Below are 26,349 nucleotides of genomic sequence, written 5' to 3' on the forward strand. Positions count from 1 at the left end.
GGTTGAAAGATCACAGCATGACACGATCGTGTCAAAGCAGCGCTTATTACCATTTCTGCCTTTTTTATCACGTCGGCGGGAAAGGGCGCGGGCAGCGGGTGACGGGCAGGGGCGGCTTTGGCTACAATAATGCCCCTTGTTTTTCAACTCTTCATGCGGTGTTGCGGCCCCTTGTGGCGCAGTACCCCGGCCGAGCGAGATACCATGCAGGAACTCACGCCCATTCATCACCTGCTCAAGGACCTGTCCGAACGGACAGACGTCCTGAGGGGGTATCTTTGACTATGCCGAGCGAAAGGATCGTCTCGAGGAAGTAACGCGCGAGCTGGAAAATCCCGAGGTCTGGAACGACCCGGAGCACGCGCAGAAGCTGGGCCGCGAGCGCGCTCAGCTGGAGGAGATCGTCACCACGCTGGATACGCTTCGCGACGGCATCCGCGACAATGGCGAACTTTATGAGCTGGCGCAGATGGAAGACGACGAGGACACCGTGGCGGAAATTCGCCGCGACCTCGACCGCTTCGAGACGCAACTGGCCAGGCTCGAGTTTCGTCGCATGTTTGCCGGCGAGATGGATGGCAGTAATGCTTACATGGACATTCAGGCCGGTTCCGGCGGAACCGAGGCGCAGGACTGGGCCAATATCCTGCTGCGCATGTATCTGCGCTGGGCCGAGCATCACGGCTTCAAGGCGGAGATTACCGAAATCTCGGCCGGCGACGTGGCCGGTATCAAATCCGCCACCCTTCATGTGCAGGGCGATCACGCCTTTGGCTGGTTGCGCACCGAAACCGGCGTGCACCGTCTGGTCAGAAAGAGCCCGTTCGACTCCGGCGGCCGGCGTCACACGTCGTTTGCCTCGGTCTTTCTCTCGCCCGAGATCGATGACAGCTTCGAGGTCGAGATCAACCCGGCTGATCTGCGCGTGGACACCTACCGCTCCTCCGGTGCCGGCGGTCAGCACGTCAACACCACCGATTCGGCCGTGCGCATTACGCACGAACCCAGCGGCGTTGTGGTGTCGTGTCAGACCCAGCGCAGCCAGCACGCCAACCGCGACTTTGCCATGAAGCAGCTCCGGGCCAAGCTCTGGGAGCTGGAGATGCAAAAGCGCAACGCCGAGAAGCAAAAGGCCGAAGACGCCAAATCCGACATCGGCTGGGGCAGCCAGATTCGCTCCTATGTGCTCGACGATCAGCGCATCAAGGATCTGCGTACCGGCGTACAGACCAGCAACTGTGAGCGGGTGCTCGACGGCGACCTGGATCAGTTTATCGAGGCCAGCCTCAAGCAGGGGCTCTGATCGGAAGGCGCGTCTGCAGGAAAGTAGAGACGGCTTCCGACCGGCAGGCTCGCTGGCGGCACGGCGTGGTTCATGTCCAGGTGGCTCCAGACATGAACTGCCGGCCGTCATGCGCCTGTCATTGACGGTTATTTTCAATAGGCAAGGTAATGGCGAATCAGGATCAGCAGGCAGGCAGCGAACACGAAGAGAACCATCTGGTCGCCGAGCGGCGGGCAAAGCTTGCCGCTCGTCGCGAGAAGGCCGGTGCAGAGGGCGGCAGCGCCTTTCCCAACGATCTGCGCCGCGACAGTCTCGCCGCGGATCTTCAGGCAGAGCTTGGCGAGCATGACAAGGCGGCGCTCGAAGCGCTGGGGCGTCAGGCAGCAGTTGCCGGGCGCATCATGCGAAAGCGCGGCCCCTTTATCGTCATTCAGGACGCCTCCGGGCAGATCCAGCTCTACGTGGATAAAAAGGGGCTGCCCGCGGAAGTGCTCGAGGACATCAAGGGCTGGGACATCGGCGATATCGTCTTCGGCCAGGGCCCGGTGCACAAGTCCGGCAAGGGCGATCTCTACGTAATGATGGAGACCGCGCGCCTTCTGACCAAGAGCCTGCGCCCGCTGCCGGACAAGTTCCATGGCCTGACCGATCAGGAAGCACGCTATCGTCAGCGCTATGTGGATCTGATCATGAATCCGGAGGTGCGCGACACCTTCCGAATTCGTGCGGCCGTCATCAGCGCCATTCGCCAGTTCTTCACCGAACGCGACTTCATGGAAGTCGAAACGCCGATGCTGCAGCCGATTCCGGGTGGGGCCACGGCGCGACCGTTTGTGACGCACCACAATGCGCTGGATATTGACATGTATCTGCGTATTGCCCCGGAGCTTTATCTCAAGCGTCTGGTGGTGGGCGGCTTCGAGCGGGTGTTCGAGATCAACCGCAACTTCCGCAACGAAGGGCTGTCGACCCGGCATAACCCCGAGTTCACCATGCTCGAGTTCTACTGGGCCTATGCCGACTATCATGATCTGATCGATCTGACCGAGTCACTGGTGCGCTTTACCGCCGAGAAGGCCACAGGTTCGACGCTGATCCGCTATCAGGGCACCGAGCATGACCTGTCCCGTCCCTTTGATCGGCTGACCCTGCGCGAATCGATTCTGAAATACGGCCAGAACATCGAGTCCGGCGAGCTGGATGATCTCGAACGCGCTACGGCACTGGCCGGGCGTTTGGGCATCGAGGTCAGATCAGGCTGGGGACTTGGCAAGCTGCAGACCGAAATCTTCGAGGAAGTGGCCGAACATCGCCTTGAGCGACCGACGTTCATTACCGAGTATCCGGCCGAGGTCAGCCCGCTGGCGCGGCGTAACGACGATAATCCGTTTGTCACCGACCGCTTCGAATTCTTTGTGGGGGGCCGTGAGATCGCCAACGGCTTCTCCGAGCTCAACGATGCCGAGGATCAGGCCGAGCGCTTTGCCGCCCAGGTGGCAGAAAAGGACGCCGGTGATCTCGAGGCGATGTACTATGACGCCGACTACGTGCGCGCGCTCGAATACGGCATGCCGCCGACGGCCGGCGAGGGCATCGGCATCGACCGGCTGGTCATGCTGCTGGCGGATGCGCCGTCCATTCGTGACGTGCTGCTGTTCCCGGCCATGCGCCCGGAAACGGAATAGTTGCCGCGAGGCGCGGTGGTGCCCGTTGCCGTATGCCACATGATGCATGGTAATGGCGACACCGGGCGACCATACTGTGTGGCCTGAACAGGATTTTCACCTGCCTCGAATCGGGAGAGTCGCAATGAAACTGGTGAATCGCTCTGCACTCAGCGTGCGTCCCAGGCAGCCGTTTGTAGACTGGATCAATTCGCTGGAAGCGACCGAGGGCGAGGATGATCTCACGCTCGAGGATGCCGAGCGCGAAAGCACCATCTACCTCATTCCTGAAATGGATACGGAGGATGCGCTGCGGGCCTGCCTGCATGAACGCTTTGCCGATATCCTTGAAAACGAGCTGTCCGCCTGGGAGGAAAACTCCCGCCACTGGCCGGACATCAACGAAGTCACCTTTGAATTTTTCCTGCGCGTCGAGCACAGCTATCTGTGCGTGGACATGGATGAAGAGGCCTCCCTCGAGCAGAGCGATTTTGAAGACGATCTGCTGCTCGATACCGATGAACTCTGATTGTCCGTCGTCGGAATGCCCGGCGCCTGCTGCTCACGATGACAGCGGCCGGGACCGTCGATACCACGTCCTGCATCTGTGCCTGTGCGCTGTCCTGCACGACCGGTAACTCTTTTTGAAAGCACTACTGTCCTGGCGCGATGGGGATGATGGCCTGCCGCCGCGCCAGCGTATTCTGGCCATGATGGTGCTGATGTCGGGATCGCTGATGGCGGTGCTCAATATCAACAGCGTCAACATTGCCCTGCCGACCATCGCCCGGGAGCTGGACGTTTCCTCTGCCGCTTCCGTCTGGATCATCAACGTCTATCAGCTGGTGGGCGCTGCCTCCATGCTGACCTTTGCCGCCCTTGGCTATCGCATCGGCCGTTATCGGCTCTATATCGGCGGCATGATCGTTTTCGTGCTGACCTCGATCGCCTGTGCGCTGGCACCGTCGCTGGGCTGGCTGATCGGCTTTCGTGCCGTGCAGGGGCTGGGTTCGGCGGCGATGATGAGCATCGGCCCTTCCATGTATCGGGTCATCTTTCCCACTCGACTGCTGGGACAGGCGATGGGGTTGACCGCGCTGACCGTATCACTGGCGGTAGCCGGCGGTCCGGCGCTGGGCGGGCTGATACTGTCCGTGGCCAGCTGGCCGTGGCTTTTCTGGATCAATCTGCCGTTTGGCATTGCCGCCATTTGTCTGGCCATTCGGGCACTGCCGCAGGAGCAGGGCAGTCACTACCGGTTTGACGTGCTCGGTGCAGTGTTGTCCGCGGTGGGTCTGGGGGCCTTTGTCGTCATGCTCGACAGCATTGCCGAAGCGTCCCGCCCGGGCAGCGTTCCGGCACTGCTGATTGTGAGTCTGGTGGCGCTGGCGGGGTTCATATGGCGTCAGCGCCATTTCCAGAATCCGCTGCTGCCGCTGATCATCTTTCGCGAAGCGCGCTTCACCATGGCGGTGATGACCTCGTTTTTTTCCTTTCTGGCCCAGAGCATGGCGTTCATCAGTCTGCCGTTTCTGTTTCAGAGCGTGCAGGGCTACACGCCGCTGGAGTCCGCCATTTTGTTCACGCCCTGGCCGCTGGGCGTGATGATCGGGGCGCCGCTGGGTGGCCGGCTGGCAGATCGTTTCAGCCCGCCGGTCATCTCATCCATGGGACTTTTGCTCTTTATTGCCGGACTTTTTGCGCTGGCGCTTCTGGGGGATCAGCCTTCGACGGTGGATATCCTGTGGCGCAGCGCCCTGTGCGGCATGGGCTTCGGGCTTTATCAGGCGCCCAACAACCGCGAGATGATGGGGTCACTGCCCAAGGCGCGCAGCGGCAGCGCCTCCGGCGTACTGGCCAGCGTGCGTACCTTCGGGCAGTCGGTGGGGGCTGCCTTGGTTGCACTGGTGCTTTCTGGAATAATGAGTCATACGACAGACGGCGCCCTGACGGTCAGCCTGGCCCTCTGGATGGGCATGGCCTCCGCCATTGCGGCGCTGGTGCTGTCGGCTTCCCGGATACGCCTGCTCGGCCGGCCCCGTTCAGGGTAAGCCGGCGTATCAGGCAGGGACTGTTCTGCATGACTTCTGACAATAATCGATGTGCCGGAGGTGACAACCATGACCATTTCTTCGGTGGATTCGCTTGAAGGCGCCGATATCGCGGCACTGATCGAGCAGAAACTGGCTGTTTTTGAGCCACAGTGGCTGAGCATCGAAAACGAAAGCCACAAGCATAATGTGCCCCCCGATTCCCAGACGCACTTCAAGGTGACGCTCATCTCCAGGCAGTTTGAAGGCATGATGCCGGTCAAGCGCCATCAGCAGGTGTATGCCGCCCTGTCCGACGAGCTGGCGGGCCCCGTGCACGCACTCGCTTTGCACCTGTATACGCCCGAACAGTGGGAGACGCGCGGCAACGAGCGTCCCGATTCGCCGAACTGCCGTGGCGGTGGTGCCTAGTGTCGGCGATGTCATGAGTCATCGATACCGGTGTCTGGCCTTCCCTGCGGGAAGGCCTTTTACGCTCTACCCCTTCAACGGATGCAGCCCATGGTGACCGAGCGCGCGCGCCGACAGTATCTCGAGGCGATGGGCATACCGCTCTGGGTGGCGCGCCATCCGCTGCCCAACGCGCTGGATTCAAATCTGCCACCGGTGGAAGAGGCCGAGGAGCGCCCTGATGAGACGATCAATCATCATCAGCGTCTTCACGCCCTGATCGATGACGTCGAGCGTGACGACGCTCCATCAGGATTCGAGGCGTCAACGACGCCGCCTGCCGAGGTGGCCGACCCGGCACCGACGGACCCCACGACAGCGGCCCGCTCGATCAGGGCCATGCTTGAAGGCGAAAGCCTCCGGGAAACCGAGCGCTCGAGTGAGACACCGGCAGCGCCCGTTGAAAAGGCCAGGGAGACTACCGAAGCTTCCAGAGCGCCTGATGCTGCTGCCGGACGAGCGCCGCATGAGCCGCTGCGCTTCTCGCTGCAGGTGGGCGCGCTCGACGGACGCTGGCTGCTGATGCTGGCCCGTGACGAGGCGCCGAATGAGCAGGAGCAGAATCTCATCAACGCCATCCTGCAGGCCGGCGGTGTGCAGCCCTCCGCGTCCCTGTCGTGTCAGCGCTTTGGCTGGCCGATGATGGAAGGGCTGCCGGTGGATGATGCCCTTGATGAAGCGCGTCAGGGCTTCAAGGCCTTTCTGGCCGGTCGTCGCGCCCGGGGCTGGCACCCCGAGCGGCTACTGCTGTTTGGCCGACACTCGGTGCTCGAAGAGGTGCTGGATATCCACAGCGGCCGGAGTCGAGTGCTCGACCTGCCGTTCTGGCAGGGGCCGGCGCTTGAGTCGCTGGGCGAGGCGCAGGCGCGTCGGGCACTGTGGGCGACGATGGGTGAGTGGCCCACGTGGTGGCAGGGCCAGGCAGAGGCATCGGGTGACGATGATCATTGAGAACGTCAGTGACAGCGAGGCGCTGGCAGCGCTGGACGCTTGTGCCCGAGGCGAGCAGGCCTGGTCCGCAGCGCGTTTTGAAACCCTGGGGCATGATGAGCGCTACCGTCTGATCGGCCTGCTGGCGTTGCCGACACGACAGCTGATGGCTTTTGCCGTGATCGCGTTCGGCCCCTTTGATCTCGAGCTTGAAATGATTGCGGTCGATCCGCAGCACCGTCGATCGGGACTGGCCGGCCGTCTGATCGAGGCCATGATCGATGAAGGGAGCGGGCGGGGGATGGAGCGGGTGCTGCTTGAAGTGCGGGCGAGCAACGAGGCGGCACGGGCCCTGTACGCACGTCATGGTTTTGCAGAGGATGGCTGCCGGGCGGGCTACTATCCGATCTCACCCGGCAGGCGAGAGGATGCGATACTGATGTCGCGTCCTCTCGCCTGCTGACACCGGGCGCCGGTCGATCGACTTACCAGGAGGGGCTGGTCGTCTGCGCTTCAGGGGCGGAAGCGTTGCCGGCGTCAGATGCTGTGCTGGCGTCGAGCTCACGGAAGCGCTCCAGCAGGCCGCCCAGACGGCTTTCCCACTGCTGGCGCTCGTTTTTCAGACGCTCGTTTTCCTGACGCAGCTCGTCAAGTTCCATGCGCTGCATTTCGATGGTGTCAACGGCGCTGTTGACGCGCTGTTCAAGCTGCTCGAGAAGTTCGTTGCTCATGCTGTACTCCTGATACGGATAATAAGGCGAAAGCCCGCCCTGCAGGGCCCGGGTCGGGTGCCGGCGCGCGCGCAGGCCAGACTACGCGCGACGGCGCGTGGCGGCAAGAGGGCCCGGGCGATTACGCGCTTTCACGCCGGTAAAGTCGCACATGGCTGTCGCCCGCCTGGGTGTCGCGGGTCAGGTGCCATCCGACGGGCAGGCGTGGCATCAGGCCGGTCTCGGTTTCAACATGAATCAGGGCGCCTTCTGCCAGCCAGCCTTCTTCCTCCAGCCGCTGACAGCAGTCACTGATCAGATCCTGCCTGAATGGCGGGTCCACGAAGACCAGGTTGAACGGCTGTACAGGGCGTGTGTCCAGAAAGGCGTCGGCCCTTTGAGGGTGGACCGGCATCGTGACGTCCAGCGAGGTGAGGTTCTGCGTGATCTGACGCGCGACCATGCGGTCGGCCTCGACAAAGTGCACTTCGCCGGCACCGCGCGACAGGGCTTCAAGGCCCAGCGCGCCGGTGCCGGCAAAAAGATCGAGCACGCGAGTGCGACTGTCGATCTCCAGTGCCAGCCAGTTGAACAGCGTCTCGCGCACGCGATCCGGCGTTGGCCGAAGGCCCGGATGATCGGGTACCGGCAGCAGGCGCCGGCGAAAGCGCCCGCCAATCAGCCGTAAACGGCCGCTACCGTGGTGAGTCTTTCCCTGGTCCTGTCCCTGAGTGCCGTGACGCCGTCGACTCATGTGCTCCTGAAGCCTCGCTGGTTGAAAACAGGCTGCCTGAATCGATTCTCTTCGTGGGTGAAGATCCATCTGCAGTCTCTGTCGGGTGTGCCATCCTTGGAGGACCTGCACGGATGACCTGTATGGATTGTACCGGCGGGCAGCGCTTGAGTGGTAGGATGCGGTATCAAATGGCGGGCTGACCGCCTTTCCCCGATGGATCAATCGCGACGATAGTGCCCATGTTTGGTTTTTTTAAGCGCAAGAAGCAGCGCCGCGATCAGCAGGATCGCGAAGAGCAGCAGTCCGAACAGCAGGCGTCTCAGCAGACGTCTGACGAGACCGATGGAGCGCCGGAACCGCCTGCCGAGGCGCGTGAAGCGCGAGACGTCCCACCGGCTCGCGAGCCTGAAAGTCCGGCCGGCCCGGTCGATGAAACACTGCCAGACACCGATACCGCCTCACCGGAGGTATCCGAACCAGCGCTCGAGGAGAAGCTCCGGGAAGATCGCGACAGCGAGCCGGTGATCGAGCCCGAGCTGCCTGTCGAGCCTGAACGCGTCGAGCCCGAACCGGCTGTCCATCCCGAGTCGATCATTGCGCCCGACCCTGAACCGGTCATCGATGCCGAGCCCGAGCCAGTCATCGACCCCGAACCCGTTCAGGGGCGCCCGGTCGATGCACCGGCGTCGCCGGATGAAACGCTTTCGCAGGAGGCACCGGAGCCCGCGCCAGAGGCGCCGCCCCTGCAGGAAGCGCCGACCGAAAAGGTGCCCGAGGTGCCGCCCGAGGAGACTGCGCCCGGCGTGGCATCCGAAGTCACGACGCCGGCGCGCAATCGCGGGCGTGACAAGCCGAGTCGGTCGCGTCAGGACATGACCGTTGAAGTGGGGCCGGAAACCGCCGATGAGCACAGCGATACTGCCGGTGCCAAAAAGGGCTGGTTTTCCCGCATGCGTCAGGGGCTGGGCAAGACCCGTTCCAATCTGACAGACGGGCTGGCGACGCTGCTGCTGGGTCACAAGGAGATCGACGATGATCTGCTCGAGGAGCTGGAAACCCAGCTTCTGATGGCAGATGTCGGCGTCGCGGCGACCAGCGAGATCATGGAAAACCTCGAGGGGCAGATTTCGCGCCGCGAGCTTAAAAATGTCGATGCGCTGTATAAATCGCTGCAGCAGGAGCTGTCGCGCATGCTTGAGCCGGTGGCCAAACCCCTGCGTCTGCCGCCGAAGGGCGAGGGTCCGTTCGTGATCCTGATGGTGGGCGTCAACGGCGTGGGCAAGACCACCACGATCGGCAAGCTGACCCAGCGCTTTCAGCGTCAGGGGCGTAGCGTCATGCTGGCGGCGGGGGATACCTTCCGCGCCGCCGCCGTCGAGCAGCTGCAGGTCTGGGGCGAGCGCAACGATGTGCCGGTCATCGCCCAGCACACCGGCGCCGACAGCGCCTCGGTCATCTATGACGCGGTATCGGCGGCGAAGGCGCGCGGTATTGACGTGCTGATTGCTGACACGGCCGGTCGACTGCACAACAAGAATCATCTCATGGATGAGCTCAGCAAGGTGCAGCGCGTCATGGCGCGTCTGGATGCGAAGGCGCCGCACGAGGTCATGCTGGTGCTCGACGCCGGTACGGGTCAGAACGCGATTTCCCAGGCAGAAACCTTCAATCAGGCGGTCCCCGTGACCGGCATTACCCTGACCAAGCTGGACGGTACGGCCAAGGGCGGCATCATCTTCGCCATTGCCAAGCAGCTGGGAACGCCGATTCGCTATATCGGCGTCGGGGAAACCCTGGATGACCTGCGGCCCTTCGAGGCCGAGGACTTTGTCGGGGCGCTCTTTGATCGGGATGGCGGCTGACCGCTCATGGCCATGATCGAGTTTGCGCATGTCGGCAAGCGCTACGGTGGACGTTTCGAGGCGCTGGCCGATCTCAATTTCTCTGTGGAGCGCGGTGAGATGGTCTTTCTCACCGGGCACTCCGGTGCCGGCAAGAGTTCGGTGCTGCGTCTGCTCATGGCCCTGGAGCGGCCCTCACGGGGGCGGATTTCCGTGGCCGGCCATGACATCACCAACCTCCACGTGTCACAGATTCCCTTCTATCGACGCCAGATCGGGGTGGTCTATCAGAATCACCAGCTGCTTTATGACCGCAGTGTGTTCGATAACGTGGCGCTACCGCTGATCATCCAGGGCGCTGCGCCGCAGGATGCCCGGCGTCGTGTGCATGCAGCACTCGACAAGATCGGTCTTCTGCATCGTGAGAAGGCACTGCCCATCGAGCTGTCCGGCGGTGAGCAGCAGCGGATAGGTATCGCGCGGGCGGTGGTGACCAAGCCGGCCATGCTGCTGGCCGATGAGCCAACGGGCAACCTGGATCCACAGCTTTCGGCCGACATCATGCGTCTTTTCGAGGACTTCAATCGCATTGGCACCACAGTACTGCTGGCCAGTCACGATCTGGCCCTGATCGCCCGGCTCAGGCACCGGGTGCTCAAGCTGCGCGATGGCCGGCTGATCGGTGATGAGGGGGCAGCATGAGCCAGACACCACGGCGCAGTACCGAGGCTGCCGAAAAATCCCGTCGCGGTGCGCGCTCGCATCGAATCACCTTTGAAAGCCGGTCACGTGCCTGGCGACGGCATCATGAACAGATGGCCGTGGACAGCCTGCACCGGCTGCGTCAGCGGCCGCTGTCGAGTCTCATGACCATGCTGGCCATCGCGATCGCCATGGTACTGCCGGCCAGTCTGTGGCTGGCGCTGAGCAGCGCACAGCTTCTGGACAATAATCTCGATGACAGTGCGCGCATGACGCTGTATCTCGACCCGGCACTGTCGGAGTCGCAGGCCATGGACATCACCGATCGGGTGCGCGGCGACAGCGATATCGCTTCTACGGAGCTGATTACTGCGGCCGCCGGGCTTGAAAGCTTTCAGCAGCGTCTGGGCATGAGCGATGCGCTGGCCATGATGGATGACAACCCGCTGCCAGCGACCATTCTGGTTCAGCCGCGCTCTCGCGACCCCGACGCGGCACAGACACTGACCGAGCGGCTCGGGAAAATCGAGGGCGTGACCGATGCCCGACTGGACATGGCCTGGCTTGAGCGCCTGCGCGAGCTCAGCGAGCTGGGGCGGCGTGTGGTGCTGGCCTTTGGCGTGCTGTTCGCGCTTGGCGTGCTGCTGGTCGTGGGGAACACCATTCGGCTGGCGGTCGAAAGCCGTCGTCAGGAGATCGAGGTGGTGACCCTGATCGGAGCCACTCACGCCTTCGTGCGACGTCCCTTTCTTTATGTGGGCGTCTGGTACGGTCTGGGCGGTGGCATACTGGCGCTGTTACTGCTGACGGTGGGGCGTCGCTGGCTGTCGGCGCCCATCGATATGCTGGCTTCCGGGTTTGGCAGCCATTTTTCGCTGCCGGGCATCGGCCTGGGTGGATCGGTTTTGCTTTTGATCTGTAGTACGCTGCTGGGGCTTGTCGGGGCATGGCTGGCCGTCAGTCGTCATCTGGCCGACATCAGTCCGCGCTGAAATGATTCGCAGGTGGCCCGAAAAAGTCGTTACAAGGGCACCAAAGCACCATTACCATGGTCTATAATGACTGACAGTTATCAAGTAGAGACCAGGGGAGACCGTTTAAACATGAGTACCAGTCTTCAACCTATTGGTCATCTTTCGCCGGGCAATGACCTCAACGGCTATATTCAGGCCGTTAATCGTATTCCCGTACTGACGCTGGACGAGGAAAAGGATCTTGCCACGCGTCTGCATACCGACAATGACATTGAATCTGCCCGTCGCCTTGTCATGTCGCACCTGAGATTCGTGGTTCATATCGCCCGCAGCTATTCGGGTTACGGTCTGGCACAGGCGGATCTGATTCAGGAAGGCAACGTGGGCCTGATGAAGGCCGTCAAGCGTTTCGATCCTGCTCAGGGCGTGCGTCTGGTGTCCTTCGCCGTACACTGGATCAAGGCCGAGATTCACGAGTTTGTGCTGCGCAACTGGCGCATCGTCAAGGTGGCGACCACCAAGGCCCAGCGCAAGCTGTTCTTCAATCTGCGCAGCGCCAAAAAGCGCCTGTCGTGGTTGAACAACGACGAAGTGAATGCCATCGCGCAGGATCTGGACGTCAAGCCGGAGGCCGTGCGCGAGATGGAAGGACGCCTGTCGGCCTTTGATGCCGGATTTGATCCGGCACCCGGCAGCGAGGATGACGAGCAGAGCTATCAGTCGCCTTCACAGTATCTGGAAGATGGCCGTTCTGACCCGGCGCTGTCGCTGGAAGAGTCAGACTGGCAGGATCGCTCCTCGCAGCAGCTGCGCGAAGCATTGGCGCGTCTTGATGATCGCTCGCGGGACATTCTTCAGCGCCGCTGGCTGGCCGAGCAGAAATCAACGCTGCACGAACTTGCCGACACCTACGGCGTGTCTGCCGAGCGTATACGTCAGCTCGAAAAGAACGCCATGAAAAAACTCAAACAGGCGATTGGTGAATCCGTCGAAGCTGCCTGAGACAGGGTGTTGCCGTTTTCATACTAAAGACGGTTTTTGATGCAAAAATTGACCCCCGGGCTCCCAGAGTCCGGGGGTTTTGCTATAGGGTTATGCGCCATGAAAAAAAATGATGTTTAATAACATGGATCATTTAAATTCATTTTTGTCGATATATTACGCTGTCGCTGCCCTGAGCGCTGATCGATGTCTAGCCCTGCCTCTTTTTCAACATTACCGGAGACCGCGACGTCTCCTGCCACGCGGTGGTGGTATACGACGTATCGCTGGCTGATCGCGCTCTCTCTGGTCATCACTTGCCTGCTGTGGCAACAGGATGTCATGGAGGCCGGTTGGCTGGCCCTGGGGCTCCTTCTCTGGCTCTGGAGTCTGCATCAGGCGATGGCGTTGATGTTGAAAGGCCGTCAGCCTTCCGAAGGGCAATGGACAGCACTTCTGGATGTTGATCAGCGAATCAGCGGATTTCCCGGTGTCGTCTACTGTTACTGCCCCATACAGCATCAGTACTGCTATCGGGCCAACATGCCGGCCACGATCAGGGGGCTGTCGCATCAGGCCTGCCAGCTGACCTGCAGAGCCTTTGACGCCATGGTCCATCCCGATGATCGGGCCGACCTGCAGCGCGCTCGCCGTCTTGCCCTGCAGCAGGGCTATTATGAACACACCTACCGTCTGATTCATGGTACCGGCATACAACGAGTGCTGGATCGCGGGGTCGTCCTGCGTCGCGGCGGAAAGCCCGAATGTCACGGTCTTCTGATGGATATCAGTGGGTTTGATGAGATCAGGACGCCACCGCAGGGAGATTTCGTGGCGCAGGAACAGGGCACGAATTTTCTATCGGACAACAGCGGTCAGCATGACGCTACTCCCTCTGGCAGACTGTCGCGGTCTGCCCCGTTCGTGATTTCCGAGGCGCTGTCCCGGGCGCTGATCGAACGGCAGCTCAGGGTGATCTATCAGCCTCAGGTCCAGGGCCATGATGAATGTCTCGCCGGCTTCGAGGCGCTATTGAGATGGCATCATCCGGTTCAGGGAGAGATTGCGCCGTCGGCCTTCATTCCGGTGGCCGAATCGACAGGGCTTATATCGTCGCTGGGTCAGTGGGTGATCGAAGAGGTCTGCCGGCAGATCAGACGCTGGCGCTCACAGGGCTATCAGGTGCCACTGGTGGCCATCAACGTATCCGTGCTGCAGCTCAATCAGTCCCTGTTGACCCAGGTCGCTCGCGTGCTGGCGGACTACCACCTGGAAGGGGCCTGCCTGGAATTCGAGATTACCGAAAGTCGACTGATGCAGAATTTCGACGAATGCGTGCATGTCCTGTCGGGGCTGCGTCAGCAGGGTATCAGGATTTCGCTGGATGATTTCGGCACCGGCTATTCATCGCTGGACAAGCTGGCGCTGCTGCCGCTGGACCGGCTCAAGCTGGACAAGTGCTTTGTCGAGGCGCTGACCGGCGCCAGTCATGGCTATCACATGATCGAGGCCGTCGTGCGAATGGCGCATGCATTGCATCTGGCGGTCGTGGCAGAAGGGGTGGAAACGCCTCGGCAGCAGCAGCTGCTCGGCGAGCTGAGCTGCGACATCCTGCAGGGCTATCTGTTTGGCGCCGGTGGCGATGCCAATACGGTCATCAGCTATCTAAGCCGTGATCCGGATGACGCTCCGGTGCATGATCCGAATGCTCGGAGGCCTGCGTCGCCACCGTGAGGTGGCCTTGCAGCAGCGGCCACTGATCTTCCCAGTGCGTCTGAGGCGAACGGCGAAAGCCGCTTCTGACGTACTGATTGATGCGTCCTTCGACGGTGGCCATGAGCAGGTTGGCCAGCGCTGAAACACCGATGGTGGGGCGATAGCCCTGCTCGATTTCACCGGTGCGCAGCACCTGCTTGAGCTGGGTCTCAAGGCGGTCAAACAGCTGGGCCATGCGTGTCTGCAGTCGCTCGTGCTCACCGCTCAGGGCCTCGCCGGTCATGAGTCGACACAGACCTGGGTTTTTATCGGCAAAGATCAAAAGCAGCGTCAGAATGCGCTGACAGCGCTCGCTGACCGTGCCCGGTTCGTTGACGATCAGCGTGACGCGCTCGAAAAGCGTCTGCTCGATGTAGTCGATCAGCGCTTCGTACATGCGCGTCTTGCTGGGGAAATGGCGATACAGCGCTGCCTCTGACACGCCGACCTCGCGCGCCAGCGCCGCCGTGGTGATGCGCTGCCCCCGCCCCTGTTCCAGCATCAGCGCCAGCGCCTGAAGAATCTGGTCGCGCCGCGAAAGCTTTTGTTCCCTGGTCATGGCCATCGGTTCTTGTCTGCCTGCCGGGGTGCCGGCATGGCTTCCGGCACCCGTGAATGAAGATCGTTCGCCCGGTACGCCGGGTCAGGACGCCGGCGTGCTCGTCTGATCGGTGATCAGCGTGCCCACGCCCGAACGGGTAAAGATCTCCAGCAGGATGGCGTGTTCCACGCGACCGTCCACGATCACCGAGCTGTTGACGCCATTCTTGACGGCCTCCAGTGCACAGCGAATCTTGGGCAGCATGCCCCCGTAGATGACACCATCCTCGATGAGCTGGTCAACCTGCTCGGTGGTGAGCCCCGTCATGACCTCACCCTGTTCGTTCATGAGACCGGCCACGTTGGTCAGCAGCATGAGCTTTTCAGCACCGAGTGCCTCGGCCACGCGCCCGGCCACCAGATCGGCGTTGATGTTGTAGGAGTGGCCCTCGGCGTCCACGCCGATGGGCGCGATCACCGGGATATAGTCGGCCTCCGACAGCATCTCGATCAGATCGGTTGAAACATGCTCGACTTCTCCGACGTGGCCGATGTCGATGATCTCGGATGCCGTCATATCAGCGCTCTTGCGCTGTACGGTCAGCTGGCGGGCGCGAATCTGGGCATTGTCCTTGCCGGTCAGACCGATCGCCTTGCCGCCGGCGCCGTTGATCAGATTGACGATGCTCTTGTTGACCAGCCCGCCGAGCACCATCTCGACCACGTCCATGGTCTCGGCGTCGGTCACCCGCATGCCGTCCACAAAGCGGGATTCGATGTTGAGGCGCTCGAGTAGCTGACCGATCTGCGGGCCGCCACCGTGGACCACGATCGGGTTGAGCCCCACTTCCTTGAGCAGCACCACGTCACGGGCGAAGGAGTGGATCAGGTTGTCCTCGGTCATGGCGTTGCCGCCGTACTTGATGACCACGGTCTTGCCCGAAAAGCGCTGGATGTAGGGCAGCGCCTCGGACAGGATTTCGACGACCTGGCGCGGGTTGTACTGGCTCTCGTGCATGTTGCGAAACGCTCCTGTCAGGGGTGACGCAGGCCGGTGCAGGGCCTGCCGGTCACGGATGCGGTCGTCAGGCACTCCGCTCCGGCGGAGTGCGTTTTCATTCAACGTGTCCTAAAAGGTCGGAGTGACGTCCGGCGCCACGGCGAGCAGCGCCTGGCGAAAGCGGTCCTGAATCCGCTCCAGTGCCGCCCGGGTCTTGCCCTCGAAGCGAAATACCAGCATGGGCGTGGTGTTGGAGGCGCGACACAGCCCCCAGCCGTCCGGGTAGTCCACGCGGATGCCGTCGAGCGTGGTGCGGGTGGCCTGCTCGCCGAAATCGGTATTCTTGATAAAGCGTTCGACGATATCGAACTTGTTGTCATCGGTCACGGGCACGTTGATTTCGGCAGTACTCTCATCCTGCGGGAAGCGGCTGAAATAGCGGTCGGCATCCTCGGGCTGGCGCGACAGGATCTCCAGAATGCGCGCGGCGGCGTACAGGCCGTCATCAAAGCCGTACCAGCGCTCCTGAAAGAAGATGTGCCCGCTCATTTCACCGGCCAGCGCCGCGCCGGTCTCTTTCATGCGCTTTTTGATCAGCGAGTGACCGGTGTACCACATCTCGGGCGTGCCGCCGGCGTCTTCGATGATCGAAATCAGGTTGCCGGTGCTCTTGATGTCGAAAATGATGCGCGCTCCAGGCTGGCGCTCGAGCAGGTCACAGGCCAGAGCCATCAGGAAGCGGTCGGGATAGATGATCTCGCCTTCTGGTGTGACCACGCCCACGCGGTCGCCGTCGCCGTCGAAGGCCAGCCCGATATCGGCCCCGGTCTCACGGACCCTGGTGATCAGGTCTTCGAGATTTTCGAACTTGCCCGGGTCCGGATGGTGATTGGGAAAGCGCCCGTCGATCTCGTCAAACAGCGGGGTTACCTCGGCGCCCAGACGTCGGATCAGTTCCGGGCCCAGCTCGCCGGTGACGCCGTTACCGCAGTCGATCACGGCGTGCAGCGGCCGCTCGAGGCTGACATCGTCAAGAATCCGGGTCAGATAGGTCTCACGAAGATCATGCGCTCGGCAGCTGCCGTCACCGGTGGCCAGATCATCCTGCTCGATGCGTCGATAAAGACCGGTAATGTCATCACGCGACAGGGCGTGGCCGCCCAGCACGATCTTGAAGCCGTTGTAGTTCGAGGGGTTGTGGCTGCCGGTGACGGCCACGCAGGAGGTGATGCCTTCCAGCACGTGGGTAGCAAAGTAGACCACCGGGGTGGGGACCATGCCGATATCCACCACATCACAGCCGGATGCGCAGAGCCCTTCGATCAGGGCCGCGGACAGCATCGGACCGGAGAGCCGGCCGTCACGGCCCACGGCCACGCCCCGCTCGCCGCGGGCAAGTGCCTCGCTGCCGATGGCCCGGCCGATCAGGCGCGCGGTATCGGGGGTGAGCTGTTCGTCGACCACGCCGCGAATGTCATAGGCCCGAAAGATGGCGGCACTTACCTGTGTCATGAGGCGATTCCTTCCTGTCAGAGCGCGTCAGTGTCGTCCCGAATGGCCAAAGCCACCGGCACCACGAACCGCGGCGCTATCGTCACCGGGGGTAAAGTCATCCACGACGTCAAGCTCGGCCTGAATGACTGGCACCAGCACGTACTGGGCAATGCGTTCGAACGGCTCGAGCGTGACGTGTTCCTGACCGCGGTTCCAGACCGAGATCATCAGCTCGCCCTGATAGTCGGCATCGATCAGGCCGACCAGATTGCCCAGCACGATGCCGCGCTTGTGGCCCAGACCGGAGCGCGGCAGGATCATGCCGGCCCACGCTGGATTGGCAATGTGAACGGCCAGTCCCGTGCGGATCAGCTCGCAGTCGCCAGGGGCGAGCTCAAGTGGGGCGTCCAGCAGGGCGCGCAGGTCCATGCCGGCGCTGCCGCTGGTGGCGTAATGGGGCAGCGGATATTCGCGTACGCGTTCATCAAGGATTCTGACCTGCAGGCGTGGCCGGTCGGAAGGGGCAGTCATGGGGCAGCAGGGCTCCGCGTTGGTTGATGTGCCCGGTAAAGGGGCAGCATGTAATCAAGAAGGGCTTGCGCCAGCGCTCGCTTGGCGCGCGGCGACAGGGTGTGTGATGTCACCGCCGCCTCCGATCCGCTGGCGGCGAGATGATACAGCACGGCGGCGTTGTCATCGGCACCAAATCCGAGCCCGGGGGTGGCCACGTCATTGGCCACGATCAGATCCAGACGCTTGCGTACGAGCTTGTCGTGGGCATGACGGGCCAGTTCCCGGGTCTCGGCGGCAAAGCCCACCGTGAAAGGCGGCTGCTCGCGATGGGTGACGGCGGCGATGATGTCGGGGTTTTCGATCAGATTCAGCGTCAGCGCGGTGCTGCCGGGCACCTTCTTGAGCTTGTGCTCGGCCACTTCCTCCAGACGGTAGTCCGCCACCGCCGCACAGCCAATGAAGATGTCGCAGTCGGCAAGCGTTGCGTTGACCGCCTCCAGCATCTCCATGGCGCTGATCACGTTGACACGGTGGATGCCTGCCGGCGTGGCAAGCGTCACCGGGCCACTGATCAGAGTGACCCGCGCCCCCTGATCGCGGGCCGCCTCGGCCAGCGCAAAGCCCATCTTTCCCGAGCTGTGGTTGGAAAGATAGCGCACCGGGTCGATCGCCTCGCGAGTGGGGCCGGCCGTGATCACCACGTGGCATCCGGCGAGAGGGCCGGCCGCGGTGGGGGCGTGCGCCATGAAGGCATCAGGCGTCGGAGCGTGATCGTCGTGCTCGGGGCTGGCATCCAGCGGCAGTGCGCCATTGTGTTCAGCGTTTCCTGACAGTTCGGTGTCGAGCGCGGCGACAATCTCTTCCGGTTCCATCATGCGGCCGCCGCCGACATCGCCGCAGGCCTGCTCGCCAGCGTCGGGACCGAGCTGCTGCCAGCCCAGCTCCCGGAGCGTGGCGGCGTTGCGCTGACTGGCGGGGTGCGACCACATGGCCTGATTCATGGCCGGTGCCAGCCAGCAGCGCGCGCGCGCGGCCAGACACAGGGTGGTGAGAAGATCATCGGCCATGCCGGCGGCCAGGCGCGCCATCACATCGGCGGAGGCAGGCGCAATCAGCACGATATCAGCCCATTTGGCCAGCTCGATGTGGCCCATGCCGGCTTCGGCCTGCGGGTCCAGAAGCGAGGTGCGCACCTCTTCGCCGGTCAGAGCCTGCAGGGTCAGCGGCGTGATAAAGGCCTGAGCGCCCTCGGTCATGACCACACGGACGTCGGCACCGGCCTTTTTCAGCAGTCGTGCCAGTACCGCGCTCTTGTAGGCCGCAATGCCGGCGCTGATGCCTAAAACGATGCGTTGACCAGCCAGTCGTGACATGCGGAGCTCCATGAGCATAACGAAAATCAGAGGGATGCTACCTTACCACTGCGTGCCTGGCGTGCGTAGCACCCGCCCGGCAACAACCACAACGAGGCGCTTGAGCAAGGATTTCCATGTCTGCCAACACACGTCATACGTTTTTTTCCGACTATCCGCGCCGTCTGGTGCCAGCGCTTTCGGCGCTCGCCGTCGGAATCGCCCTGAGCGGCTGCGCCAGTCAGGATCAGCCACAATCGCCATCCTTGAATAATACGGCGATCAATGAACAGCTGGTCATGGCCACGGTCTGGATGCAGAGTGCCGCCGAATATCGGGCGCTCTCCTATCAGGCGTTCAATGTGGCGCGTCTGCGTCTGGATCAGGCCCTTGAGTCACATTCGCCCGGCGACCGACCATTGGCCGTCATTGTCGACTGTGACGAAGCCGTCATCGATAACACACCCTTCGAGGCCTGGCTGATCGGGCGCGATGAACAATATTCCAGCGCCAACTGGAACGCCTGGGTAGAGGATGCACAGGCGCGCGCGCTGCCCGGGGCGCAGGCGTTTCTGGAGTACGCCCGCTCGCGCGGGGTTGAGGTGTTTTACGTGACCAATCGCGACGAAAGCGGGCTGGCGGCCACCATGAAAAACCTGCAGCAGCTCGATTTCCCGTGGGTGGATGAGCAGCACATGATGCTGCGCACCGACACCAGCGACAAGCAGTCGCGCCGGGACACCGTCATGGCCACGCATGAGATCGCGCTGCTGGTGGGAGATAATCTGTCCGATTTCGACAGCCGCTACGACGCCGACGATGTTGCCACGCGTAATGCGCAGGTCATTCAGGACCGCGCGCATTTCGGCGAGCGCTACATCGTGCTGCCCAATCCGACCTATGGCGGCTGGGAAAAGGCGCTCTATGACGGTGACTACTCGCTGTCACCACAGGAGAAGGATCAGCGCCGTCGGGCCGCCCTTCGTATCTGGTCGGGGCCGCTCGAGCAGACGCCCTGATCCCGGAAGCGGGGCAGGCTGGCTACCCCGCTTTCCCGGTCGGTTCAGGTCAGATACTGCGCACCGCGTACGCTGACAAAGATCGAGTAGATGCCGTGGCTGGCGGCCATGAAGAGGCGATTGCCTTGAGGGCCGCCAAAGCACAGGTTGGCGCAGCGCTCCGGCAGGTGAATGTGACCGATGGCCTTGCCCTGGGGATCAAAGATTCGCACGCCATCCAGGGCTTCCGGGTCCGCCTCGGGCGAGCCCGAACTGCCCCAGCCGCACCACAGATTGCCATGTTCATCGCACTTGATGCCGTCCAGTCCGCCAAATCCCTTTGCCTCGATATGGCGAGTGCGCTCGCCCAGCGTGCCATCATCATTGACCTGATAGGACCAGACGAGACGATCCGGCCTGGCACGGCCCTCCACGACGTAGAGCCGCTGTTCATCCGGTGAGAAGCACAGCCCGTTGGGGCCGGCGATGTTGTCGATAACGCGGGTGACGTTGAGAGTGTCCCCGTCGATGCGATAAACGCCGTGGGGCAGCTCGGTCTCGATTTTATGGCCTTCGTAATAGCCGCCGGCCTGAAACGGTGGGTCGGTAAACCAGATCGAACCATCGCGCTTGACCACGATGTCATTGGGCGAATTGAAGCGCTTGCCCTCGAAATTGTCGGCCAGCACCGTGATTCGCCCGTCGGGCTCGGTGCGGGTGATGCGTCGGCCGATATCGTGCGTTGTAGAGCCTTCACACACGATCAGGCGACCCTGACGATCGCGCGTCATGCCGTTGGAGAAGTTCGAGTTTTCCCGATAGACGCCCAGCGTCTGACTGATTTCGTCCCAGCGCACGATGCGGTTGTTGGGGATGTCGCTGACCAGCAGGTAGCGCCCGTCGCCCGACCAGACCGGCCCTTCTGCCCAGCGCAGGCCGTCGGCCAGCTGCTCGACGCTGGCATTGAAAAGGCGCAGATCCAGAAAACGATCATCAAGCACTTCCACGGCGGGGTCCGGATAGCGCTGATTGAGCGGCTGTGCGCCGGCCGGCCGCATCAGCGAGACACCGGCGACGGCGATCGCGCCACAGGCCAGCGATTGCTTGAGAAACGTGCGACGCAGGCCGCTACCGCAATGATGTGGTGTGTCCATCGGCATCTCCTGTCATTGATAGCGCTAACATGGGGGTTGCCTACGCTATGGGATGCCGATGGGTTTGGGTATTCACCAATGTGCCAGGGGAAAGGGCAGGTAGCGGGAATGCCGGGCGTTCGCCCGGCAAGACAAAAGGCAGGTCCGCTCAACCGATGGTAATGACCACCTTGCCCAGATGCTGCTGGCTTTCGAGGTGTTCAAAGGCGGCGCGGGTATCCTCGAAGGCGAAAGTACGATCGATGATCGGCCTGATCTGATGTTGTGTGATGGCACGGTTCATCTGTTCGAACATTTCGCGCGAGCCTACATAGACCCCACGCAGCAGTATGCTTTTACGCATGATGTTAACCGGATCGATTTGACCACCCGTCAGTACGCCAATCAGGTTGACCTGTCCTCCGAGACGGGCCGAGTCGATCGAGCGGGGCAGGGTGCCGGCACCGCCGACCTCTACCACGTGATCCACGCCGCGTCCGTTTGTCAGTCGGATAACTTCTTCCTGCCATTCGGGTATATGGCGGTAGTTGATGGTGTCGCCAGCACCAAGTTCACGTACACGAGCCAGCTTGTCTTCGCTGGAGGAGGTCTGGATGACGCGGGCGCCGGCGGCGCGCGCAAACTGCAGTCCGAACATGGAAACGCCGCCGGTGCCCAGCAGCAGTACGCTGTCGCCGGTCTTGAGCGGCGATTTGCCGGCATAAAGGGCATTCCAGGCGGTGACGGCGGCGCAGGGCAGGGTCGCGCCTTCCTCATACGAGAGATGCTCGGGCAGCTTGACCAGCCCCTGCTGATCAAACAGGACATATTCACTGAGTACGCCATCGATGGCGCCGCCCATCGCCGAGCCGGGGTGACTGTCATTGACCTCACCGCCCAGCCAGTTCTGCATGAAGATGCCGGCCACACGATCGCCCACCCCGACTCGAGTCACATTCTCGCCGACTTCGACCACTTCACCGGCACCGTCGGAGAGTGGAATACGATCGGGCGCAACGCCACCGGCGCCATAGTTGCCTGTGGCCACCATCAGATCGCGGTAATTGAGTGACGCAGCGCGCATCCTTACCAGTACCTGTCCACGCGCCGGACGAGGCGTGTCGCGTTCGGCAAGGGTCAGATCGCTGATGGCATCGGTCTTTGGCAGGGTATAAAGCCGCATCATGAGTCTCCTCAAAATTAGTCGGATAACAGGCCAAGCGTAGCGGGCACAGGGACATGGCAAAAGTCGAGCGCGATTTCAGTTTTCGGGCGTGTCGTCGTTAACCCTTTATCAGGATGTTCTGTTAAAGGAGGGGTTGTGAGTATCAGTCACTGGCCGGAGGGTGAGCGGCCGCGAGAGAAACTGATCAATCTGGGGGCGCAGGCGCTATCGGATGCCGAGCTGCTGGCGATTTTTCTTCGCGTGGGCGTCAAGGGGCGCTCGGCGGTGGATCTGGCGCGGGATCTGCTGAGCGAGTTTGACGGGCTGCGGCCACTGCTGGAGGCCGATCGCGATACCTTTTGCAGTGCCCATGGGCTGGGCGATGCCAAATACGTACAGCTGCAGGCCGCGCTCGAGCTGTCGCGCCGGCATCTCGAAACGTTATTGATGCGTGGGGATGCGCTCAATTCTCCCATCATGGTGCGTCGCTTTTTGAGTGCTCATCTGCGTGATCTCGGCCATGAAGTGTTTGCCGCGCTCTTTCTGGACAGCCAGCATCGGGTGCTGCGCTTTGAAAAGCTCTTTACCGGCACGCTGGACGCTGCGGCCGTCTATCCGCGGGAGGTGGCCCGGCGGGCGCTGGCGCTCAATGCCGGGGCCGTCATCTTTGCCCACAACCATCCCTCCGGGGTGGCCGAGCCCAGCGACGCGGATCGTCGCATCACTACGCGTCTGATCGAGGCGCTGGGACTATTCGACATTCGGGTGCTGGATCATTTTGTAGTGGGTGACGGCGAAGTGATTTCCTTTGCCGAAAGGGGATGGCTGTAGGACCGACACCGGCGCAATGGCAATAATATCAGGAGGGTGCTTGCCGATCAGGGGTCGCTCTGGTATAAAGTACGCCCTTTGACTTTCTGCGGGTTATGAACAGGGGGCAGGGAGGCGTATCGCCTGCCACTTCTCACCGGTTTGCCCGAATACTTAATAGACACTCATGTGGGGCCCATTCGGGCTCACGGCTGGAGGCTTCCATGTCACAAGTCTGTCAGGTTACCGGCAAGCGTCCGGTGACTGGTAACAACGTTTCCCACTCTCAGCGCAAGACGCGTCGTCGTTTTGTACCCAACCTGCATACGCATCGTTTCTGGGTCGAATCCGAAAAGCGCTTTGTTCGTCTGCGTCTGTCCTCCAAGGGCATGCGCATCATCGACAAGAAAGGCATCGAAGTGGTCCTCAAGGACCTGCGTGCCAACGGCCTGAGCGTCTGAGACGACGATCGTTTCGTGATCACACCTCAAGCGCTTTCGGCGCTTGAATGCGGAGAGCAATAACATGCGTGACAAGATCAAGCTGGTTTCAAGCGCGGGTACCGGTCATTTCTATACGACCGACAAGAACAAGCGCAATACTCCTGACAAGCTGGAATTCAAGAAGTACGACCCGGTCGTACGCAAGCATGTCATCTATCGTGAAGCCAAGATCAAGTAATTGATCGCGCTTTACGTACCATCTTTCGGGGTGGTCTGAAAGGACCCGGTCATGGCCGGGTCCTTTTGCGTCTGCCCGACGCCTCCCTGCTTCACCACGGTTTTCAGACCCCAAACGCCGGATTCCCATGCCCGAGCTGCCTGAAGTCGAAACGACCCGCCGCGGCATTGTGCCGTGGGTGACGGGTTTCGAGATCAATGAAGTCATCGTTCGTCATCATCGCCTACGCATTCCGGTACCGGAAGGTCTGGCCGGGCTTTTGGCCGGTGAGCGCGTCGGCGAGATCGACCGGCGCGCCAAGTATCTGCTGCTACCGGTGGCCGGCGGCCATCTGCTCTGGCATCTGGGCATGTCCGGCAGCCTGCGTCTGGTCGAGGTCGGCACCGAGCCGCGTAAACATGATCACATTGATCTGGTCATGAGCTCCGGCCTGGTGCTGCGCTACCATGATCCGCGCCGCTTCGGGCTGGTGGATTTCATCAAGGGCGACCCGCTCAGCGACCGTCGTCTGGTGGCGCTCGGGCCCGAGCCGCTGGGAGAAACGTTCGACGGTGATCATCTTTATCAGCGCTCGCGTGGCAAGCGAGTGGCGGTCAAGAATTTCATCATGGACAGCGCCGTCGTCGTGGGGGTGGGTAATATCTATGCGGCCGAAGCGCTTTTCATGGCCGGCCTCGACCCGCGCGTCGAGGCGGGAAAGATTTCACTTGAGCGCTACCAGTCTCTGGCGACGGCCATCAGGGAGGTGCTGTCGGCGTCGATCGAGCAGGGCGGCACCACGTTGCGTGACTTCGTCAGTGGTCGCGGCGACCCGGGCTATTTTGTCCAGCGACTCAACGTCTACGGTCGCGGTGGCGAGCCGTGTCGCGTCTGCGGCCATGAGCTACGCTCGATGACTATCGGCCAGCGCGCCAGCGTGTTCTGCCCACACTGCCAGCACTAGCGAGGCGTGGAGACGCTGCCGCGGCAGTGCCCAACTGATAGAATGGCGGGCAATACGCGGGTGCCCTTTTTATTACCAATTCCGGAAGCTGTCGTGACCCAACGTCTTCGTCTCAAGAAAAACGCCGATCGTCGTCTCAAGGCGGGCCATCTGTGGCTCTACTCCAATGAGATTGACATCGCCGAAACGCCGCTCAAGGGCTTCGAGCCGGGCGCTCAGGCCATCGTCGAGGCGGCCAACGGTCGCGCCATGGGTGTGGCCTACGTCAATCCCAACTCCCTGATCTGTGCGCGTGTGGTCTCGCGCGATACCGACGTGATGCTGGGCCGTTCCCTGCTGGTGCATCGCTTCAAGCAGGCACTTTCCCTGCGTGAGCGCCTCTACTCGCGCCCGTTCTATCGACTGGTGCATGGCGAGGGCGATCTGCTGCCCGGCCTGGTGGTGGACCGCTTTGACGACGTGGTCGTGGTACAGCTCAATACGCTGGGCATGGAGAAGGTGCGCGACGAGATCATTGATGCGCTCAACAAGGTGCTCTCGCCGCGAGTGATTGTGCTGCGCGGCGACACCGCCGGGCGTCGCCTCGAGCAGCTCGAGGAAGAAGTGGAGATTGTCCAGGGCGAGCTTGATGGCTCCGTGGCGCTGGAGGAAAACGGCGTACGCTTTGAGGCCGACGTCGTGGGGGGGCAGAAGACCGGCTGGTTCTTTGATCACCGCGATAACCGTGCCTGGCTCAACGCCCAGGTGGCCGGCAAGCGGGTACTGGACGTGTTCAGCTACGTGGGCGGCTGGGGCATCCAGGCGGCCGCCAGCGGTGCTTCGGAAGTTGTCTGTGTCGATGCCTCCAGCCCGGCGCTTGAGCGGGTGATGAGCAACGCTGCCCTCAATGGCGTTGAAGATCGGGTCTCGACGCTTCAGGGCGATGCCTTTGAAGTACTGGCTCAGCTCAAGGCGCAGGGCGAGGTGTTTGATGCGATCGTGCTCGATCCGCCGGCATTCATTCGCAAGCGCAAGGACATCAATACCGGCGAGCGGGCCTATGGCCGACTCAACCGCGAGGCGATCCGCCTATTGGGCCGCGATGGACTGCTGGTGTCGGCATCATGCTCGATGCATCTGGCCAGCGACCGGCTCATTGACGTTGTGCGCGGCGCGGCACGTCATCAGGACCGTCATGCCCAGCTGATCCATCAGGGGCATCAGGCCGGCGATCATCCCATCCATCCGTCCATCCCGGAAACGGCCTATCTCAAGGCGATGGGCGTGCGTATTTTCCGCGACTGAGGTCACCATGCCGCGTCCGGTTCGTATCTTTCAGCACCCCAACAGCCTGCTGGTAGGTCACGTGCGCAACCTGCTCGAAGGCGCGGGGGTTGAATGTGAACTGCGCAACTGGACGCTGGCCGGCGGGATGGGGGACCTGGCCCCCATCGACTGCGAACCGGAGCTGTGGGTGGCCACGAGGGACGAGGCGCGTGCCCGGGCGGTCATCGAGCAGTGGCGCCAGAGCGCTGAGGTATCGTCGTCGCCCGGGGCGCGACTGTCACGAGGCTGGCGCTGCCAGCGCTGTGGCGAATGGCATGAAGCGCATTTCGATACCTGCTGGCAGTGCGGGCACGAACGTCCCGATCCCTAGCGCCG

The 26,349-nt window shown here is 62.1% G+C and carries 28 protein-coding genes; 19 read left to right on the plus strand and 9 right to left on the minus strand.

What is annotated here, in order from left to right:
* Positions 1-204 precede the first annotated feature (204 nt).
* The 7 genes from prfB to BM079_RS04110 all read left to right on the plus strand — a co-directional run bounded on the left by prfB (position 205) and on the right by BM079_RS04110 (position 6,843).
* Positions 205-1,303 (plus strand): peptide chain release factor 2 gene (prfB, locus tag BM079_RS04080; RefSeq protein ID WP_139215253.1). Its coding sequence is split into 2 segments (ribosomal slippage): positions 205-279 and positions 281-1,303, totalling 1,098 coding nucleotides; the frame shifts between segments, so codons are not numbered across the junction.
* Positions 1,304-1,452: 149 nt separating this feature from the next.
* Positions 1,453-2,970, plus strand: a complete 1,518-nt coding sequence (gene lysS, locus BM079_RS04085) for a lysine--tRNA ligase (protein ID WP_090131097.1) — start codon at positions 1,453-1,455, stop codon at positions 2,968-2,970.
* 124 nt (positions 2,971-3,094) lie between these two features.
* Entirely contained in the window at positions 3,095-3,478 is a 384-nt protein-coding gene (locus tag BM079_RS04090; RefSeq protein ID WP_090131099.1) for a hypothetical protein, read from the plus strand.
* A 115-nt stretch (positions 3,479-3,593) separates the two neighbouring features.
* A complete protein-coding gene (locus tag BM079_RS04095) occupies positions 3,594-5,000 on the plus strand; it encodes a DHA2 family efflux MFS transporter permease subunit (RefSeq protein ID WP_090131101.1) in 1,407 nt (468 codons plus the stop codon).
* Between the two features lie 69 nt (positions 5,001-5,069).
* Positions 5,070-5,411, plus strand: a complete 342-nt coding sequence (locus BM079_RS04100; RefSeq protein ID WP_090131103.1) for a BolA family protein — start codon at positions 5,070-5,072, stop codon at positions 5,409-5,411.
* A 90-nt stretch (positions 5,412-5,501) separates the two neighbouring features.
* Complete coding sequence (locus tag BM079_RS04105; protein ID WP_139215254.1) at positions 5,502-6,401, plus strand: hypothetical protein; 900 nt, start codon at positions 5,502-5,504, stop codon at positions 6,399-6,401.
* Positions 6,391-6,843, plus strand: a complete 453-nt coding sequence (locus BM079_RS04110) for a GNAT family N-acetyltransferase (RefSeq protein WP_090131107.1) — start codon at positions 6,391-6,393, stop codon at positions 6,841-6,843. The genes BM079_RS04105 and BM079_RS04110 overlap by 11 nt, the downstream gene beginning before the upstream one ends.
* A 22-nt stretch (positions 6,844-6,865) precedes the next feature.
* Here BM079_RS04110 and BM079_RS04115 read toward each other — a convergent pair whose 3' ends face one another.
* Both BM079_RS04115 and rsmD read right to left on the minus strand, forming a co-directional pair.
* Positions 6,866-7,111 carry a cell division protein ZapB gene (locus tag BM079_RS04115; protein ID WP_090131109.1) on the minus strand — a complete coding sequence of 82 codons (246 nt, stop codon included), beginning with the start codon at positions 7,109-7,111 and terminating at the stop codon, positions 6,866-6,868.
* A gap of 121 nt (positions 7,112-7,232) precedes the next feature.
* The gene (rsmD, locus tag BM079_RS04120; RefSeq protein ID WP_090131111.1) at positions 7,233-7,844 is read right to left on the minus strand and encodes a 16S rRNA (guanine(966)-N(2))-methyltransferase RsmD; all 612 of its coding nucleotides are present in this window, start codon (positions 7,842-7,844) and stop codon (positions 7,233-7,235) included.
* A gap of 221 nt (positions 7,845-8,065) precedes the next feature.
* Between rsmD and ftsY the strand changes: the two genes are divergently transcribed.
* The 5 genes from ftsY (at position 8,066) to BM079_RS04145 (ending at position 14,058) form a co-directional block, all read left to right on the plus strand.
* Positions 8,066-9,688, plus strand: a complete 1,623-nt coding sequence (gene ftsY, locus BM079_RS04125) for a signal recognition particle-docking protein FtsY (protein WP_090131113.1) — start codon at positions 8,066-8,068, stop codon at positions 9,686-9,688.
* A 12-nt stretch (positions 9,689-9,700) separates the two neighbouring features.
* A complete protein-coding gene (gene ftsE, locus BM079_RS04130; protein ID WP_090131964.1) occupies positions 9,701-10,369 on the plus strand; it encodes a cell division ATP-binding protein FtsE in 669 nt (222 codons plus the stop codon).
* Positions 10,366-11,361, plus strand: a complete 996-nt coding sequence (ftsX, locus tag BM079_RS04135) for a permease-like cell division protein FtsX (protein ID WP_090131115.1) — start codon at positions 10,366-10,368, stop codon at positions 11,359-11,361. Before ftsE ends, ftsX begins: the two co-directional genes overlap by 4 nt.
* 111 nt (positions 11,362-11,472) lie before the next feature.
* A complete protein-coding gene (gene rpoH, locus BM079_RS04140) occupies positions 11,473-12,345 on the plus strand; it encodes an RNA polymerase sigma factor RpoH (RefSeq protein ID WP_090131117.1) in 873 nt (290 codons plus the stop codon).
* A gap of 186 nt (positions 12,346-12,531) precedes the next feature.
* Positions 12,532-14,058, plus strand: a complete 1,527-nt coding sequence (locus tag BM079_RS04145) for a sensor domain-containing protein (protein ID WP_090131119.1) — start codon at positions 12,532-12,534, stop codon at positions 14,056-14,058.
* Here the strand turns inward: BM079_RS04145 and slmA are convergent.
* The 5 genes from slmA to BM079_RS04170 form a co-directional block, all read right to left on the minus strand.
* The gene (gene slmA, locus BM079_RS04150; RefSeq protein ID WP_090131966.1) at positions 13,982-14,638 is read right to left on the minus strand and encodes a nucleoid occlusion factor SlmA; all 657 of its coding nucleotides are present in this window, start codon (positions 14,636-14,638) and stop codon (positions 13,982-13,984) included. The genes BM079_RS04145 and slmA overlap by 77 nt on opposite strands.
* A gap of 84 nt (positions 14,639-14,722) precedes the next feature.
* Complete coding sequence (gene argB, locus BM079_RS04155; protein WP_090131121.1) at positions 14,723-15,637, minus strand: acetylglutamate kinase; 915 nt, start codon at positions 15,635-15,637, stop codon at positions 14,723-14,725.
* A gap of 111 nt (positions 15,638-15,748) precedes the next feature.
* Positions 15,749-17,131 carry a phosphomannomutase/phosphoglucomutase gene (locus BM079_RS04160; RefSeq protein WP_090131123.1) on the minus strand — a complete coding sequence of 461 codons (1,383 nt, stop codon included), beginning with the start codon at positions 17,129-17,131 and terminating at the stop codon, positions 15,749-15,751.
* A gap of 27 nt (positions 17,132-17,158) precedes the next feature.
* Positions 17,159-17,644, minus strand: coding sequence for a dUTP diphosphatase (gene dut / locus BM079_RS04165; protein WP_090131125.1), 486 nt, complete (start codon positions 17,642-17,644; stop codon positions 17,159-17,161).
* The gene (locus BM079_RS04170) at positions 17,641-18,999 is read right to left on the minus strand and encodes a bifunctional phosphopantothenoylcysteine decarboxylase/phosphopantothenate synthase (RefSeq protein ID WP_090131127.1); all 1,359 of its coding nucleotides are present in this window, start codon (positions 18,997-18,999) and stop codon (positions 17,641-17,643) included. The genes dut and BM079_RS04170 overlap by 4 nt, the downstream gene beginning before the upstream one ends.
* 116 nt (positions 19,000-19,115) lie before the next feature.
* Between BM079_RS04170 and BM079_RS04175 the strand changes: the two genes are divergently transcribed.
* Entirely contained in the window at positions 19,116-19,997 is an 882-nt protein-coding gene (locus BM079_RS04175) for a 5'-nucleotidase, lipoprotein e(P4) family (RefSeq protein ID WP_090131129.1), read from the plus strand.
* Positions 19,998-20,041: 44 nt separating this feature from the next.
* On the opposite strand, the gene BM079_RS04180 is transcribed toward BM079_RS04175, so the two are convergent.
* Both BM079_RS04180 and BM079_RS04185 read right to left on the minus strand, forming a co-directional pair.
* The gene (locus tag BM079_RS04180) at positions 20,042-21,130 is read right to left on the minus strand and encodes an SMP-30/gluconolactonase/LRE family protein (RefSeq protein WP_090131130.1); all 1,089 of its coding nucleotides are present in this window, start codon (positions 21,128-21,130) and stop codon (positions 20,042-20,044) included.
* A gap of 148 nt (positions 21,131-21,278) precedes the next feature.
* Positions 21,279-22,295 carry a zinc-dependent alcohol dehydrogenase family protein gene (locus BM079_RS04185; protein WP_217639639.1) on the minus strand — a complete coding sequence of 339 codons (1,017 nt, stop codon included), beginning with the start codon at positions 22,293-22,295 and terminating at the stop codon, positions 21,279-21,281.
* Between the two features lie 135 nt (positions 22,296-22,430).
* Between BM079_RS04185 and radC the strand changes: the two genes are divergently transcribed.
* The 6 genes from radC to BM079_RS04215 all read left to right on the plus strand — a co-directional run bounded on the left by radC (position 22,431) and on the right by BM079_RS04215 (position 26,344).
* The gene (gene radC / locus BM079_RS04190; protein ID WP_090131133.1) at positions 22,431-23,105 is read left to right on the plus strand and encodes a RadC family protein; all 675 of its coding nucleotides are present in this window, start codon (positions 22,431-22,433) and stop codon (positions 23,103-23,105) included.
* Between the two features lie 203 nt (positions 23,106-23,308).
* The gene (gene rpmB / locus BM079_RS04195; protein ID WP_086620665.1) at positions 23,309-23,545 is read left to right on the plus strand and encodes a 50S ribosomal protein L28; all 237 of its coding nucleotides are present in this window, start codon (positions 23,309-23,311) and stop codon (positions 23,543-23,545) included.
* A 64-nt stretch (positions 23,546-23,609) separates the two neighbouring features.
* On the plus strand, positions 23,610-23,765 hold the full coding sequence (gene rpmG / locus BM079_RS04200) for a 50S ribosomal protein L33 (protein WP_019950674.1): 156 nt from the start codon (positions 23,610-23,612) through the stop codon (positions 23,763-23,765).
* Between the two features lie 127 nt (positions 23,766-23,892).
* Positions 23,893-24,708, plus strand: coding sequence for a bifunctional DNA-formamidopyrimidine glycosylase/DNA-(apurinic or apyrimidinic site) lyase (gene mutM, locus BM079_RS04205; RefSeq protein WP_090131135.1), 816 nt, complete (start codon positions 23,893-23,895; stop codon positions 24,706-24,708).
* Positions 24,709-24,801: 93 nt separating this feature from the next.
* On the plus strand, positions 24,802-25,992 hold the full coding sequence (locus BM079_RS04210) for a class I SAM-dependent rRNA methyltransferase (protein ID WP_090131137.1): 1,191 nt from the start codon (positions 24,802-24,804) through the stop codon (positions 25,990-25,992).
* A gap of 7 nt (positions 25,993-25,999) precedes the next feature.
* Positions 26,000-26,344: a putative signal transducing protein gene (locus BM079_RS04215; RefSeq protein ID WP_090131139.1), complete on the plus strand. Its 345-nt coding sequence runs from the start codon at positions 26,000-26,002 to the stop codon at positions 26,342-26,344.
* The last annotated feature ends 5 nt before the right edge of the window (positions 26,345-26,349 follow it).

Origin of the sequence: Kushneria avicenniae (assembly GCF_900112585.1) — a bacterium.
GTDB lineage: Bacteria > Pseudomonadota > Gammaproteobacteria > Pseudomonadales > Halomonadaceae > Kushneria > Kushneria avicenniae.